Genomic DNA, 14,596 nt, shown 5'->3' with positions numbered 1-14,596 from the left:
TGACACCGAAGACACGGAGGAACCGACGCCGAATGGCCTCGACGTCGATTCCGGGGAAACGGACGGCATTTCACTCAGACTGCCGGCCTCGTCCGATCACTCGTTGCCGAGCAGGCGCTTATACTGCTCGAGACTCGCCTCGAGTTCTTCGCGATAGGCATCGCTACCCATCCAGCCATCGCGATAGTCCAGGTGGACCTTGCTGGCATAATCCTGATACTTGTCGGATGTATAGATATCCTTGAGCGCACTCTCGATCGCCGCTACCGTTTCCTTGGGCGTGTCGGCGGCAACGAACACGCCGCGCTCATTGCCGTCCGTCAGATCCCATCCCTTCTCGACGGTGGTCGGGATATCGGGGAAGTCCTCGAGCCGCTCGTCGGCAAAGACCAGGATGGGCTTCATCTTGCCGGATTCCATGTAGCCAAGGATCGAGCTGATCTCACCGAACATGCCATCGATATTACCGCTCAGCACGTTGGACGAGACACTGCCTTCCTGGTCGTAGGGAATGAAGTTCATGTCCAGACCACTGGCATCCTTGAAGCCAAGAAACGCCATCTTGTCGGGGCTAGCGGCAGCGGTCCCGCCGATCACCACTTTCCCGGGGTTGTTCTTGGCGTAATCATGGAATTCCTGGAAGGAGTCGTACTTGTCCGGATTGACGATTAACGTCATGACGTCCGACTGCATGCGCGCCACCGGCGTCAATTGGTCGAGCCCGGTCGGATTCTGCCCGGCGGCCAGCGATGTGATGTAGGTCGAGGAAGAGAAGTCCAGGGTGCGTCCGTCGGGATCGCTGTTGGCCGTGCGCTGGTGAGCGATGGCCCCCGACGCGGTGGGCAGGTTGATGACGGTCACCGTGGTATCCAGGCGCTCCTCCAGCATCGGCTGGACCGTTCTGGTGAAGTTGTCGGTACCTCCGCCTGCGCCGGCGGCAACCAGTGCCTTGATATTGCCGGACGGATAGTCCGAGGCCTCGGAACTGGCCAGGGTCGTGCCACTGATCGTGGCGACACTGGCGCCCAGGATACCGATGGCGGCGAGCTTGTACTTATCGAGCATGTGACTGGCTCCCTCTCGAAAACAGGAAATCTTGTCGTTGATCGACGGAACGCCCCGTGCGCTCCGCCCGGTTCATTGGAACCGTGAGCTGGTGTCTGGCGAGGCGTGACAGATCAGCCACGCAGATTTCGATAACGTTGCTGCAGGTCGTTCACCTCCTCGTCGCTGAGTCTTCTAGGGGTCTTGTCGTGCATCAGGAATTCGAGCTTGGCCGCTTCCTCGACCTCCTCGATGGAGAACACGGCGTCGCGCAGGCTCTTGCCGCCGACCAGCGGACCGTGATTGTCGATGAGGATCCCCGCGTGATCCCGGGCCAGCATCTCGATCTCGGGGCCCAGACTTTGATCGCCGGGTCGCCGATAATTGGCACGCGCCACCGCGCCGACCCGCATGATCACGTAGGGCGTCATGGGCTCGATCATGTTGCTCGGGTCCCGGTCGGGCATGCAGGCCAGGCAGACGCTGTAGGTCGAATGCAGGTGCGCCACGGCCCGAAAGCCCGGATTGGCGCGATACATGGCCATGTGCAGGAAAACTTCCTTGGTCGGCTCGTCACCGTCGAGCCAATCGCCCTCGGCATCCAGGCGGGAAAGCCGTTCCGGTTCCAGAAACCCCAGCGAGGCATTGGTGGGCGTGCAGAGGAACTCGCCATTATCCAGCCTGGCCGAAAGGTTGCCGGACGAACCCGGCGTTAGACCGCGTTCGAACAGTGACCGCGCGAATCGGACGATATCCTCACGAAGCCGGGCTTCCTCGCTCATCGCAACACCTCCTGGGCTTTCGAGAAAAAGGCTTCATCGCCGAAATTGCCCGACTTGAGTGCCAGTGCGATGTCCACGCCATCGCGTCTGGCAAAGGTCCAGGGCACACCGGCGGCGATTTCTCGACCGACACGCAGACGGGAGACGCCCAGCGCCTGGGTCACCGCGCCGGCGGTCTCGCCACCGGCAACGATGAAGCGACGTACGCCGTTTTCGAAGGCATGCGCAGCGATATCGGCCAACGTCGATTCCACGAGTTGCCCGGCTCGCTCAGCACCGAGGTGTTGCTGGGCTCGCTTGACGGCCCCGGGCTCCGCCGAGGCATAGATCATCGGTGCGGCGTCTCGGGGCTGTGCATCCAGCCACTCAAGCAACTTCCGACGCTCACCGTCGCCCTCGGCCAGGGCCAGAGGGTCGAGTCGATAGGCACTGCCCCGTTGGCGATATGTTTCCACCTGACGACGCGTCATCGCCGAGCAACTGCCGCTGAGCACCAGGGTACCGCCCGCTACCGTCGGCATCTGCTCACGCTCGTCGTGGTCCTCGCGTTGCCCGGGAAACCGATGACGAGGCAATTCGGCGGCGAAGGCGCTACCGCCGGTCAGCAAAGCGTCCTGCCAGACCGCTTCGGCAAGCTCGCGCAGATCCTCTTCCGCGATGGCATCAGCCACCACGTGTCGTATACCGCGCTCGTCCAGTTTGGCGAGACACGCGCTCACGGCAGCCTTGCCACCGCGCAGGGCGGCAATGTCGAGAAGCCCCACGCCACCGCTGACCTGGGGGGCCAGGAGGCGAGTCAGGTCGGCGTCACGCATGGGAGTGAGCGGATGATCCTTCATCGGGCTCTCGTCGAGACGCACGCCATTGACGAACAGATTGCCGAAATAGCTGGTCCTGCCGTTCTCGGGAAACGCTGGACAGTAGACGACACGACGCGCGGCGAGCGCATCGGCGAGGGCCTCGGCGACCGGTCCGATGTTACCCTCGGCCGTCGAGTCGAAGGTGGAGCAATACTTCCAGTACAATTGCTCGGCACCCGCCTCACGCAACCAGTCGGCGGCCGAACGTGCCTGAGCGACAGCCCGTTCGACCGGCTCGTTGCGGCACTTCAGGGCGATGACCTCGATCTCCGCCACCGAATCATCGACCGATGCCTCGGGAACACCGATCCTCAGACCCACGGCAACACCCGATCGAGCCAAAAGACTGGCGATGTCCGTGGCGCCGGTAAAATCATCGGCGATACAACCCAGACGCAATGCGGTCTCACGCTTCATGACGGCTCCCGAAAGAAAGTCTTGTCCTGCTCGCGACGCAACCTCAGCAGCACGGAATCGGGCACGTTCTCCAGTGCGTCGAAGGGAATCGGTTCACCCGCGACGACATCACGCAACAGACGCGTTCCCGGCAACAGATAGAACGGCGCCGCACCACCTCCGTCGATGGGCCGAGCCGGATGTGCTTCGGGGCGCAGGCCGTCGATCACACGATGATGGCCGACCATCTCGAAGCGATGCCCCGCCGGCAGGTCACGGGTGGCCCTCGCCACCAGGTCGATACGCGGTCGAGTCGCTCTTCCCCCGCCCGAGGTACGTCCATGCAGCACGGCATCGAGCAGCGAGATCGGCGCCTCGAGCCCCAGGAGATGACGCGGAAGGTATACCATCGCGCTCGCTCCGCTACGACTGACCACGTGGCCCTTGCCGCGCAGCAACTCCCAGGACGCGGGATCCTCGCAGCGCAGAACGACGAAAACGCCACCGGCGAAACTGCTCTCATCGGGCTTGCGCAGGCAGTTGAAGACCTCGAGCCGACCAGTATCGGCCAGAATCCCGCCCTGGTCCCGAGTATCCAGCACCGAAGGCACCTCCGGGATCCGCAAGAGTGGTGCATGAAACTCGGGCCGATCGGGGACCAGGCCAGTGGCGTTGGCAACATTGGCCATTTCGCACAGGTCGGGTACCGAAATCAGTTGCATGTCGCTCGCAATCTCGATGCGCGCGCCGGCCATCTCGGCTTCCCGACCGTCCGCCAGTGTCCACAGATCCATCATCGCCGGCAGCGAATGGCGGACACCGTTGCACTGGACGTCCCGGGAGGCCTCGTCCCAGACGAAATCGTATTCACTGCTCTTGCCGGCGGCGACGATCTCGAAACCCAGCGTTCGCGCCCAGGTCACCATGCCGATCAGCAGGCTGGGTTGATCGCCATCGAGCGGCGTGAAGATAAGCCCTCTATCGAGCGCCTTGTGGGTCAGGTAAGGGCCGACCACCGATTCGGTTTCCTTGGTGGCGATACCGACATGCTTGCCGGCCTCGATTGCCGCCTCGGCGTGCTGCGCCCCCACCTCTGGTATACCAGTTGCCTCGACTAGAACGTCGAACGGTAGACCGACGACGGCCCCCAGGTCGCCACTGGCGATGTAGTGCCCCGCTGTCCAGGCCTTGAGGGCCTGATCCGCGTCGTGACACTCGATGATAGCCTCCTTCTCGATACCGGCTCGCTCCAGAGCCAAGCGCGCACTACGGGCATCGACATCGACCGCGATTCTCGCGGAAAGTACTTTCATATTAATGGCTTGTCGTAAGACTCCCGCCCCGAAATCACCGGCGCCGGCAACACAGGCTTCGACGATTTCGTCGGTTTCGAAATAGTTCAGGTAATTCATTCGAGAATCGCTGGTTCCTGAGCGAGCGAGGATGTATCTCCCCCGCTGGCGTTGTTTATCTAGCTCGGCGTGCCGGTCACGCCGGATGGGTTTCGAAGATTAGTGGTATACCATTTTAGGCGTCAAAGAAACGTCATTAGACTTTGGTATTCATGCGCCATTTTTTGAATTTAAAAAATTGATTTTATTGAACAAAAAATTCCAAGACATGGGCTGCATGATTTGAACCAGGGACCAGTGGTATGCCATATTGATGACAAACAGGCAGGCGGTTATTCATGACGACACTCGACGACATCGCGGAAGCTCCGAAGCCGGGCCTGGTAGCCAAGGTGGCCAGCTACCTCCGCGAACACATCGTGATGGATCATTTTCAGCCGGGGCAGCGCTTGCCCGAGCGCACGCTCGCCGAGGAACTGCAGGTTTCCCGCACTCCGTTGCGCGAGGCCTTGAAAATCCTCGCCGCCGAGGGGCTCGTCGAGATCCTGCCGAATCGAGGCGCCGTGGTCGCCGATATCAGCCCAGGTGACGTCAAGGAAAAGGCCTATGTCCTGAGCGTACTGGAGCAGGCCGCAGCGGAACTCGCCTGCAAGCGGGCGACCGATCGCGACATCGTCGAGCTACAGGCCCTGCATTACGAAATGAAGGCGGCGTTCATCCGGGGAGACAGGCAGAATTACTTTCGCATCAACCAGGAAGTCCACAATCGCATCGTGGCGTTATCGGGCAATGCGTCCCTGATGGAGATGCACGGCTACCTCTGCCGCCAACTCTATCGGGTACGCTATCTGTCCAACGAGAAGAGCGAGAAGTGGACGACCGCTATGGCCGAGCATGAGTCGATCATGGCGGCTCTGGAGGCAAGGGACGCCACGAGGATGGGACAGGAACTTCGCAATCATCTCGGCAAGACCTGGTTCAAGTTCGCCGCCAATGGTCCCGAGGGGGCTTCCACCGAGAAGCCCCCACGCAAGAAGCGCAAGACAGCGCCGAAGAATGCCGATGACGCATCACCCGACTCCGATCCGCCATGACCCTCCTGTGTTCGCCGCCATGCCGATCAGGTGCATCGGACACTCGACGGCCCAGGCGTCATGCCAGGATCACGGTTCGCCCGCGGCTTCGCGAGCGAGCGATGCGAGCGCCTTGGCGACCTGATCGAGCGGCAGGTCGCAGTTCTCGAGGTGATGGCGGCGGGCCAGGTAGTGCGGATCGTTCCACTCCAGCCGGGTGACGTCGCCGTCCTTGCGGACCACCATCTTCTGCGGCAGGTCGAGTGCCGCGCTGCCGCGGCACTGCATGAAGGGCGTGCCCACCCTGGGGTCGCCGAAGATCACCGTGCGGGTCGGCGGCAGCTCGCGTTCGGCCCGCCGCGCGCCCTGGTTGTGATCGATCACCGTGAACAGCGTCATGCCGCGTTCCTCGAGGGCCTTGCGCAGCCGCGCCTCGACGCCGTTGACCGACTGCTCGCTGGTCACGGATTCGATACCGTCGTCAACGTCGGCCGCCCAGGCGGGCAGCGCCACGGCCAGCAGCACGCAGGCCCCGGCCAGATACCGACGGGCGATGCCGCGCGCCCTCACGACAGTCGCTCCGCCAGCTCCTCGAGCGACGAGACGGTGAGGTCCGGCTCGTCGCCCCAGGGGTCGAAGGGCGCCTCGGCGCTGCGTCGCACCCACACGGCCCGGAGCCCGGCATGCTTGGCGCCGATCACGTCGAAGGGATTGCTGGAGACCAGCCAGGTCTCGTGGGGCGAACTCTCGAGGCGATTGTGCAGGTAGGCGTAGACCGCGGGATCGGGCTTGAAGCGCTTGATCTCCTCGACGCTGACCAGGTCGTCGAAGCGCTCGAGGATGCCGGCCTGGCGGAGCAGCCCCTCGACCGCGGTGCGCGAGCCGTTGGAAAACGCCACCCGGGTCAGGCGCGCCTCGGCCATGCGCTCCAGCGCCGGCGCCACGTCGTCGAAGGCCGGCAACCGGGCGTAGGTGGCCATCAACCGCTCCTTGTCGGTCTCGGAGAGTCGCGAGCCCGTCGCGCGATCGACGAATTCCAGCGCCTCGCGGGTACACTGCGAGAAGTCGGCGAAGGCGCCCATCAGGCCGCGCCGGAAGGCATATTCGAGCTGCTTGTCGCGCCAGCGCCGCGAGAATTCCTCGGCGCCGTCGCCGAGCCGCCGGGAGAGTTCCTCGACCACGCCGTGCGTGTCGATCAAGGTGCCGTAGACGTCGAAGGCGAGTACGCGTTTCATGACCATTCCTGTCGCTTCCATTCGTGTCGCTTCCAGACTGGTCGCTTTGCGCGCCGTCGGCAAGGTAACCCCCTGCAGACATGACAAGCGCGGGGCAAACCGCGCACAATAGTGGCCTATCGATCGACGATGTTGAGTGAGAGTTCCCGATGGCGTTCAAAGTGTACGTTGACGGGCAGGAGGGCACGACCGGCCTGCGCCTGCTCGATTATCTCGAGGCCCGCGACGATATCGAGCTGCTGCGCATCGATTCCGCGCGGCGCAAGGACGCCACCGAGCGCGGCCGACTGCTCAACGCCGCCGACGTCGCCTTTCTGTGTCTGCCCGACGACGCGTCCCGGGAGGCCGCGGCGCTGCTCGACAATCCGGAGACCTGCCTGATCGATGCCAGCACCGCCTTCCGCACCGATCCGGACTGGACCTACGGCCTGCCCGAGCTCGTCCCCGGCCAGCGCGAGGCGCTCCGGCGCAGCAAGCGCATCGCCAACCCCGGCTGCCACGCCAGCGCCTTCATCCTGCTGGTACGTCCACTGGTCGAGGCCGGCCTGCTGCCGGCGGGTTACCCGGTCTCGGCGTTCTCGTTGACCGGTTACAGTGGCGGCGGCAAGAAGCTCATCGGCGAATACCAGGCCGCCGAGGAAGGCCGCCTGAGCGCCCCGCGCCCCTACGCCATGGCCCTGGCGCACAAGCACCTCCCCGAGATGCGCGTGCACGGCGGCCTCACCAGCGCGCCGGTCTTCAGCCCGGTGGTCGGCCCCTTCCTCAAGGGCCTGGCGGTGACCGTGCCGCTGCACGTCGACCATCTCGCCCCGGGCACCAGCGGCGAGGCGATTCGCGAGGCCTTCGCGCGCCATTACGCCGACGAACCCTTCGTCAACGTCATGCCGCTGAGTGACGAAGCGAGCCTCGATCACGGCTTCTTCGACGTCCAGGGCGCCAACGACACCAACCGCGTCGACCTGTTCGTCTATGGCGGCGAGGAACGCCTGGCCCTGGTCGCGCGGCTCGACAACCTGGGCAAGGGCGCGGCCGGGGCCGCGGTGCAGTGCATGAACGTGCATCTGGGCATCGACGAGGCCACCGGGCTGAGCACACGCTGAAGCGGGTCGTCAGCCCCCTATCTGCCACTTCCGGGTATGCGCCTCGCTGCGCAGGGGGCGTCGGCAGTGCCCCCCGCGCAGTGACCAGAGCCGATGACGTCGAGCCGACCTACTTGACCAGACGCTGCAGGGCGAAGTTGGCGATGGCGGTGTCCTGCACGCCGGTGCCGGTCAGGTCGCAGACGGTGATGCTGGCGTCCGAGACCCGCAGACGCTGCTCATCGGCGATCACCCTGCCCAGCTCGTAGACCTTGAACGGCACGCTGGCCTCACGCCCGTCGGCCTTGACGAAGGCCTTGAGTTCGCCGTTGCTCTCGCTCTGGGGCCGGGTATCGCAGACGAAGGCGTCGGCGCGGACCATCACCTGGTCGTCGAGCTCGCGCTTCTCGGGGCTGTCCGAGCCCATCGCCGTGACGTGCACGCCCTCGGGCAGATCCTGTGCGGAGAGGATCGGCTCGCGGGCCGGCGTCGCGGTGACGATGATATCGGCCGACGCGCAGGCGCCGCGGACGTCGTCGTGGACGTTGACGGTCAGCCCCAGGCCGCGCACGCGCTCGGCGTAGGCCTCGGCCGACTCGCGGTTGCGCGCCCAGACGTCGACGGTGTCGATGTCGCGCACCAGTTGCAGGGCGCGAATCTGCAGCTCGGCCTGCTCGCCGGCGCCCAGCACGGCGACCCGCCGGCTCGCCTCGCGGGACAGGTACTTGGCGGCCAGCGCGCCGGCCAGCGCGGTGCGAATGGCGGTCAGGTAACCCTCGTCGAAGAGCACCGCGTCGACCAGTCCGGTCTCGGCGGAGAACACCATCATCAGCCCGTTGAGACTGGGCAGCCCCTTCTTGGGATTGTCGAAGAAACCGGGGCTGACCTTGATCGCGAAGCGTTCGGCACCGCGAATGTGCGCGGTCTTGACGTCCACCTCGCCGTTGGATTCCTCGATGGCCATCGACAGGATCGGCGGCTGCACCACCTCGCCGCGCCCCAGGGCGGCGAAGGCCTGCTCGACGGCCTCCAGCGCCTCGCGATCGAGCCTGACCGCGGCCTCGATGTCGTCGCGTTGATAAAGCTCCATGGCAGTCATCCTCCAGTGTTCGATTGCACAGCGGTAGCGTCTCGCCGGAACAAGGCCAGCAGCGTCAGCGGGATTTGGCAAGCGCTCGGGCGCGGTCGAAGGTCTCCAGCGCCACGCCGTTGCCGGAGACGATCAACGCCACCCGCTCGCCACGGATATCGATGCCATGCTCGTCGAGCGCGGCGAGACCGACCGCGGCCGCGCCCTCCACCAGCATCTTCTCGTCGGCGAGCAGGTCGACCATCGCCCGGGCGATGGCCGCCTCGGAAACCTGGTAGTGATCGTCCATCACCTCGCGCACCAGCGCGAAGGTGCAGCGATTGCCCAGGCCGATGCCGCCGCCCAGCGAATCGCCCAGGCTCTCGACCTCCTCGACATCGACCGGATGCCCGGCCTGGAGGCTCTCCCACATCGCCGCGCCCTGGCCGAGGCTGATGCCGGTGAGGCGGGTCGCCGGGCGGAGGCCCTTGATGGCCGCGCCGATACCGCCCAGCAGGCCGCCGCCGGAGAGCCCCACCAGTACCCGGTCCAGATCGGGCTGATCCTCGATGAGTTCGACGCCGATGGTGCCCTGTCCGGCGGCGATCAGCGGATCGTCGAAGGGCGGGATCAGCGTCATGCCCTCCTCGTCGACCAGCCGCGCGACCTCCTCGAAGGCCTCGTCCTGGCTCCTGCCGACACGCCGGACCTCGGCGCCCAGCGCCTCGATGGCACGCGCCTTGTTGTCGGGCACCAGGTTGGACAGGCAGATCACCGCCGGCACGCCGAGCCGGGAAGCCGCCAGCGCCACGGCACGGCCGTGATTGCCGGTGGACGCGGTGGTGACCCCGCGCGCCAGCGATTCGTCACCGTGCTGGTCGAGCAGCGCACGGATCATGTTGGTCGCGCCACGCAGCTTGAAGGCGCCGCTCGGCTGGTGGTTCTCCAGCTTGAGGAAGACCTCGGCCTCGAACCGCCGCGACAGCGCCTGGGAACGGATCAGCGGGGTACGCGTCACCTGACCGGCGATTCGCGCCCGGGCCTGATAGATCGACGCCAGGGTGACGCCGTGAGCGGGTTGCGACATCGTCGACTCCTTATTCGTCCGCAAACGACGACGCCGCAAGCGGCTTGCGGCGTCGTCACCGGCGTCTCGGCCGGTGTCCTGCATTCAGGGTAGCAACTCGTCGCTACACGATCCTGGTGTGAATCAGGCACCGTCACCCAGGTCGCCGGATTTGCTCAGCTCGTCGGCGACCTTGTCCACGGCCCGCTTGGCACGGGCGACGATCTCGTCGACCTCCTCGCGGGTGGTGACCAGCGGCGGCGCGAAGCCGAGGATGTCGCCCTGGGGCATGGCCCGGGCGATCAGGTTCTCGTCGAGGGCCGCGGCGGAAATGCGCGGGCCGACCTTGAGCGCCGGATCGAAGTGGCGGCGGCGGCCCGGATCGGCGGCGAACTCCAGCGAGGCCAGCATGCCCACCCCGCGCACGCTGCCGACGATCGGATGGTCGCCGAAGGTTTCCTGCATCTGGCGCTGCAGGTAGGCACCGGTCTCGGCGGCATTCTGCGTCAGCCCCTCGCGCTGGATGATCTCCAGGTTGGCCAGGCCCGCGGCACAGCCCAGGGCATGGCCGGAATAGGTCCAGCCGTGGCCGATCGGGCCGAACTCGCCGGTGCCGTGCTCGAGTACCTGCCAGACCTTGTCACCGACGATCACCCCGGAAAGCGGCTGGTAGGCGCTGGTCAGCCCCTTGGCGACGGTGATCAGGTCCGGCTTGATGCCGTAGAAGTGGCTGCCGAAATCGGTGCCGATGCGGCCGAACCCGCAGACCACCTCGTCGGCGATCAGCAGCACGTCGTACTTGGCCAGCACGGTCTGGATCTCGTCCCAGTAGCCTTCCGGCGGCGGCACGATGCCGCCGGTACCCAGCACCGGCTCGCCGATGAAGGCCGCCACGGTGTCCGGCCCTTCGGCCAGAATCAGTTCCTCGAGCTTCTGTGCGCAATGCTTGGAGAACTCGCGCTCGCTCATGCCCTCCTGCTCGGCGGCACGATGGTAGTAGTACGGGGCCTCGGTATGCCGGATGGTGTCGATCGGCAGGTCGAAGTGATCGTGGAACGCCTTGAGCCCGGTCAGCGAGCCGGAGGCGATGCCGGAGCCGTGATAGCCGCGCTGGCGCGAGATCACCTTCTTCTTCTGCGGCCGTCCCAGCACGTTGTTGTAGTAGCGCACGATCTTGAGCTGGGTCTCGTTGGCGTCGGACCCCGACATGCCGTAGTAGACCTTGGACATGCCCGGGCCGGCCAGCTCGAGAATCTTCTCGGAGAGCGCGATCTGCGGTTCGTTGGAGTGACCCACGTAGGTGTGATAGTAGGACAGCTCGAGCGCCTGCTTGTAGATCGCCTCGGCGATCTCGGTGCGGCCGTAGCCGATGTTCACGCAGTACAGCCCGGCGAAACCGTCGATGAACTCGCAGCCGTCCTTGTCGACGATGGAAATGCCCTTGCCACCGGTGATCACGCGACCCGGCGCGTCGCCATGGGCGAAGTCGCGCAGATGGGTGGATGCATGGAAGGTAACCTTGCGGTCGCGATCGATCAGGTCCTGATGGGTGGTCATGGCACTCTCCTGTAAGAATCAAAGACAACGTCTTGCGTCGTTAAAAAACGCGAAATACTCGATCGCTCGATACGTCTTGCCGGCTCGTCCCCGCCGGCAAGACGCAACCGAGCGCAGCCGGTTTCAGCTCCCGGACACCGAGCCCAGCCCGCCGAGGCAGTAATACTTCGTCTCGAGGTACTCCTCGATCCCCGCGGTACCGCCCTCGCGGCCCAGCCCGGACTGCTTGACCCCGCCGAAGGGAATCGGCGGCCCGGTCATCTTCACCGTGTTGACGGCGACCATACCGTTCTTCAGCGCGCGCATGATCTTCCAGATGCGCCGGATGTCGTGGGTGAAGATATAGGCCGACAACCCGTATTCGGTGTCGTTGGCCATCTCGATCACTTCCTCGTCGGTGCTGTAGCGGGTGATGCCCGCCACCGGCGCGAAGTTCTCCTCGCGCCAGACCTTCATCTCCGCGGTCACCTCGGTGAGCAGCGTGGGCATGAAGAAGTTCTCGCCCGGCGCCCGGTTCTGGTCGCCCTGGACCAGGGTGGCGCCCTTGGACAGCGCGTCGTCGACGATCGCCGCGGCCTTGTCCACCGCGCGACGATGGATCAGCGGGCCGATGTCGATCTCGCTGTCCAGGCCGTTGCCGACGTTGAAGGCCAGCATGCGCTCGGCGAAGTGGGCGACGAACTCGTCGTGGATCGACTCGTGGACCAGGATACGATTGGCCGCCAGGCAGTCCTGACCGGCGGTCTGGAACTTCGCCGCCACCGCGGCCAGCGCCGCCTCCTTGGGGTCGACATCGGGACCGACGATGAACGGCGCATTGCCGCCCAGTTCCAGCGACACCCGCTTGACGGTGCTGGCACTCTGCTCGAGCAGCAGCCGACCGACCGGCGTGGAGCCGGTGAAGGACAACGCCTTGACGCGATCCTCCTTGCACAGCACCTCGGAGACCATCGGCGCATCGCCGAGCACCACGTTGAACACCCCGGCGGGAATGCCCGCACGTTCGGCCAGCTCGGCCAGCGCCAGTGCCGAGAACGGCGTCTCGCCGGCCGGCTTGACCACCACCGTGCACCCCGCCGCCATGGCCGCGGCGGCCTTGCGGGTGATCATCGCCAGCGGGAAGTTCCAGGGCGTGATCAGCGCCGCCACGCCCACCGGCTCCTTGAGGGTGCCCAGCGCGGCGTTGGGGATGTGGCTGGGAATCGTCTGGCCGAAGGTGCGCTTGCCCTCCTCGGCGAACCAGCGCACGAAGCTGGCACCATACTCGACCTCGCCCCGGGCGTCGGGCAACGGCTTGCCCTGCTCGCGGGTCATCAGGTGAGCCAGGTCCTCGCGATGGGCCTGCAGCAGGTCGTACCAGGCCAGCAGCCGCTCGCAGCGCTCGTCGACGCGCAACGCCCGCCACTGCACGAAGGCGGCATCGGCGGCATCCACGGCGGCGCGGATCTGGTCGGCCTCGAGCAGCGGGATGTGGCCCAGGACCTCGTTGGTCGCCGGATCGATCACGGCTTCCTCGCGACCGGCGTCGCCGTGGGTCCACTTGCCGTCGATGTAGGCGTACTGACGGAACAGGCGGGGATCGTCGAGTTTCATGCGGCACCTCCGCGAAGAACGAAAAAACACGAACGGGCACGCGGCCCGTATGCAGCACAGGTTACGGGAGGGCGGCGGCGACGTGTTTCTGTTAACCGATCGTGAAAGGACGGTTTTTTTTGCAGTTCAGCGGCGGGGTTGCGATTTTTTCTTGAGGGCTCAGCGGGTGCTTACAAAATAGCCGAACGAAGGCAAGACAAGGCGAAATTAACCGTAAAAGCGCAGTTTACGATGTGTAAATGAGCATTTTTAAGGGTAATTTCAACGCCGTATTGTCAAGTGCAGGCATTTTGTAGGCACCCTCTCAGGCGGGCTGGCCACTAAGCAGCGCCAACCGCCGCCCCCGATGGCAACAGACCAGATTGAGATCGCAGGCACGAGCGATCTCCACGGCCAGCGCGGACGGCAGAGAGAGGGTCGCCAGGGTGGGAATGCCGGCGCGCACGGTCTTCTGCACCAGTTCCAGGCTGCAGCGACTCGAGACCAGCACCGCCTCGGGGCGGCGGCCACTTCGCAGGCTCACGCCGATCACCCGATCGAGGGCATTGTGACGGCCGATATCCATGCCCAATGCGATGACGTCCCCGGTCGCGTCGAGGCCCAGGGCGCAGTGCTGGCCACGCCGAGGCTGGCGTTCCAGCGCCGCCAGGCCGCGCCGCAGCGCATCCGGCGCCAGCGCCGGATGCGCGCCGAGACGCACCAGGCCGGCCATCAGTTGCGCCTCCTCCGCCGCGCCGCAGGCCCCGCAGCTCGACACCGAGGCCTCGCGCGGGGCATGCCGGGCGGCCTGCCGCGCCAGTCGCTCGGCGACCGTCAGGCGTACCAGCAGCCCGTGGCGCAGATTCGAGACGGCGATCGCCTCGACCTGCTCGGCGCGGCGAATCCAGCCGGCGGTGAAGGCATGCCCCAAGGCCAGCGCCTCGAGCGCCTCCGGCGTAGCCAGCAGCGTGGCCATCGGCGTGTCGTTGAGCGCCAGGGTGATGGGCAGTTCACGCGGCCCGTCGAACGCCTGCAGCGAACACGCGCGCTGGTCGTCGTAACCGGCATCATCTTCGAAAGTGGGCACCGCGGCGCCTTGCGGGGAGGTGGTCATGAGACGAGCGTATTCTTCACGGGAGCCGCTGCCAAGCGATCTGTCGGGCCGCTGACGCATCGACCTTGGCTATTTGTAGGATATTTCCCACACGCCCCATCACAGATCCCCGATAGCGCGCGGTGCAGAGGCTTGCGTAAAGTCTCCCCATTTACCCATCCGTGACAGTCGACGATGACGCGGCCCGCGACCGCGTCACCGCCCGGGAGACGCGCCGCTCATGACCGACATGCTACGCGATACATTGCTCGACACCTTCGGCATCGAGCTGGCCCCGGCACAGCGCCTGCTGCGCCTGGACATCCCCGGCGTGGCCCTGCTGCCCCACCGGCTGGTCGGCGAGGAGCGCGTCAGCGAGCCGTTCGCCTACACCCTCGACTGCATCGCCCAGCACGCC

At 65.5% G+C, this 14,596-nt stretch carries 13 protein-coding genes; 2 read left to right on the top strand and 11 right to left on the bottom strand.

Features of this window, described 5'->3' with window-relative positions; genetic code table 11:
- Positions 1–96 precede the first annotated feature (96 nt).
- The 4 genes from KGR00_RS14015 to KGR00_RS14000 form a co-directional block, all read right to left on the bottom strand.
- Positions 97–1,065, bottom strand: coding sequence for a tripartite tricarboxylate transporter substrate binding protein (locus KGR00_RS14015; RefSeq protein ID WP_224419357.1), 969 nt, complete (start codon positions 1,063–1,065; stop codon positions 97–99).
- Positions 1,066–1,178: 113 nt separating this feature from the next.
- A complete protein-coding gene (locus KGR00_RS14010) occupies positions 1,179–1,826 on the bottom strand; it encodes an aldolase (protein ID WP_224419356.1) in 648 nt (215 codons plus the stop codon).
- Positions 1,823–3,103, bottom strand: coding sequence for a 3-oxo-tetronate kinase (gene otnK, locus KGR00_RS14005; protein ID WP_224419355.1), 1,281 nt, complete (start codon positions 3,101–3,103; stop codon positions 1,823–1,825). The genes KGR00_RS14010 and otnK overlap by 4 nt, the downstream gene beginning before the upstream one ends.
- Positions 3,100–4,494, bottom strand: coding sequence for a flagellar biosynthesis protein FlgA (locus KGR00_RS14000; RefSeq protein WP_224419354.1), 1,395 nt, complete (start codon positions 4,492–4,494; stop codon positions 3,100–3,102). The genes otnK and KGR00_RS14000 overlap by 4 nt, the downstream gene beginning before the upstream one ends.
- Before the next feature lie 278 nt (positions 4,495–4,772).
- Here KGR00_RS14000 and KGR00_RS13995 point away from each other — a divergent pair, with 278 nt between their 5' ends.
- Positions 4,773–5,528 carry a GntR family transcriptional regulator gene (locus tag KGR00_RS13995; protein WP_224419353.1) on the top strand — a complete coding sequence of 252 codons (756 nt, stop codon included), beginning with the start codon at positions 4,773–4,775 and terminating at the stop codon, positions 5,526–5,528.
- A 69-nt stretch (positions 5,529–5,597) separates the two neighbouring features.
- On the opposite strand, the gene KGR00_RS13990 is transcribed toward KGR00_RS13995, so the two are convergent.
- Both KGR00_RS13990 and KGR00_RS13985 read right to left on the bottom strand, forming a co-directional pair.
- On the bottom strand, positions 5,598–6,077 hold the full coding sequence (locus KGR00_RS13990) for a DUF302 domain-containing protein (RefSeq protein WP_224419352.1): 480 nt from the start codon (positions 6,075–6,077) through the stop codon (positions 5,598–5,600).
- Entirely contained in the window at positions 6,074–6,742 is a 669-nt protein-coding gene (locus KGR00_RS13985; protein WP_224419351.1) for a haloacid dehalogenase type II, read from the bottom strand. The genes KGR00_RS13990 and KGR00_RS13985 overlap by 4 nt, the downstream gene beginning before the upstream one ends.
- A gap of 149 nt (positions 6,743–6,891) precedes the next feature.
- On the opposite strand from KGR00_RS13985, the gene argC reads away from it, so the two are divergent.
- Entirely contained in the window at positions 6,892–7,842 is a 951-nt protein-coding gene (gene argC, locus KGR00_RS13980) for an N-acetyl-gamma-glutamyl-phosphate reductase (RefSeq protein WP_224419350.1), read from the top strand.
- Positions 7,843–7,951: 109 nt separating this feature from the next.
- Here the strand turns inward: argC and KGR00_RS13975 are convergent, their stop codons facing one another.
- From KGR00_RS13975 to KGR00_RS13955, 5 genes are all read right to left on the bottom strand, one after another.
- Positions 7,952–8,911: a cyclodeaminase gene (locus KGR00_RS13975; RefSeq protein WP_224419349.1), complete on the bottom strand. Its 960-nt coding sequence runs from the start codon at positions 8,909–8,911 to the stop codon at positions 7,952–7,954.
- 64 nt (positions 8,912–8,975) lie between these two features.
- Positions 8,976–9,977 carry a hydroxyectoine utilization dehydratase EutB gene (gene eutB / locus KGR00_RS13970; RefSeq protein WP_129141835.1) on the bottom strand — a complete coding sequence of 334 codons (1,002 nt, stop codon included), beginning with the start codon at positions 9,975–9,977 and terminating at the stop codon, positions 8,976–8,978.
- Positions 9,978–10,100: 123 nt separating this feature from the next.
- The gene (locus KGR00_RS13965) at positions 10,101–11,513 is read right to left on the bottom strand and encodes an aspartate aminotransferase family protein (RefSeq protein ID WP_224419348.1); all 1,413 of its coding nucleotides are present in this window, start codon (positions 11,511–11,513) and stop codon (positions 10,101–10,103) included.
- A 123-nt stretch (positions 11,514–11,636) separates the two neighbouring features.
- Positions 11,637–13,106 (bottom strand): NAD-dependent succinate-semialdehyde dehydrogenase, encoded by a 1,470-nt coding sequence (locus KGR00_RS13960; protein WP_129141833.1) that lies wholly within the window; start codon positions 13,104–13,106, stop codon positions 11,637–11,639.
- A gap of 304 nt (positions 13,107–13,410) precedes the next feature.
- Positions 13,411–14,172, bottom strand: a complete 762-nt coding sequence (locus KGR00_RS13955; protein ID WP_224419347.1) for a formate dehydrogenase accessory sulfurtransferase FdhD — start codon at positions 14,170–14,172, stop codon at positions 13,411–13,413.
- Positions 14,173–14,596: the final 424 nt, after the last annotated feature.

It is taken from the genome of Modicisalibacter sp. MOD 31.J, assembly GCF_020147985.1.
Taxonomy (GTDB): Bacteria; Pseudomonadota; Gammaproteobacteria; order Pseudomonadales; family Halomonadaceae; genus Modicisalibacter; species Modicisalibacter coralii.
Note: the sequence above shows the minus strand (reverse complement) of the source record. Positions and strands in the feature narration are given on the sequence as shown.

Excerpts from the sequence above, each read along its gene's own strand:
- KGR00_RS14015 (WP_224419357.1), bottom strand. The coding sequence starts at position 1,065 with ATGCTCGATAAGTACAAGCTCGCCGCCATCGGTATCCTGGGCGCCAGT.
- KGR00_RS14010 (WP_224419356.1), bottom strand. The coding sequence starts at position 1,826 with ATGAGCGAGGAAGCCCGGCTTCGTGAGGATATCGTCCGATTCGCGCGG.
- otnK (WP_224419355.1), bottom strand. The coding sequence starts at position 3,103 with ATGAAGCGTGAGACCGCATTGCGTCTGGGTTGTATCGCCGATGATTTT.
- KGR00_RS14000 (WP_224419354.1), bottom strand. The coding sequence starts at position 4,494 with ATGAATTACCTGAACTATTTCGAAACCGACGAAATCGTCGAAGCCTGT.
- KGR00_RS13995 (WP_224419353.1), top strand. The coding sequence starts at position 4,773 with ATGACGACACTCGACGACATCGCGGAAGCTCCGAAGCCGGGCCTGGTA.
- KGR00_RS13985 (WP_224419351.1), bottom strand. The coding sequence starts at position 6,742 with ATGAAACGCGTACTCGCCTTCGACGTCTACGGCACCTTGATCGACACG.
- argC (WP_224419350.1), top strand. The coding sequence starts at position 6,892 with ATGGCGTTCAAAGTGTACGTTGACGGGCAGGAGGGCACGACCGGCCTG.
- KGR00_RS13975 (WP_224419349.1), bottom strand. The coding sequence starts at position 8,911 with ATGGAGCTTTATCAACGCGACGACATCGAGGCCGCGGTCAGGCTCGAT.
- eutB (WP_129141835.1), bottom strand. The coding sequence starts at position 9,977 with ATGTCGCAACCCGCTCACGGCGTCACCCTGGCGTCGATCTATCAGGCC.
- KGR00_RS13965 (WP_224419348.1), bottom strand. The coding sequence starts at position 11,513 with ATGACCACCCATCAGGACCTGATCGATCGCGACCGCAAGGTTACCTTC.
- KGR00_RS13960 (WP_129141833.1), bottom strand. The coding sequence starts at position 13,106 with ATGAAACTCGACGATCCCCGCCTGTTCCGTCAGTACGCCTACATCGAC.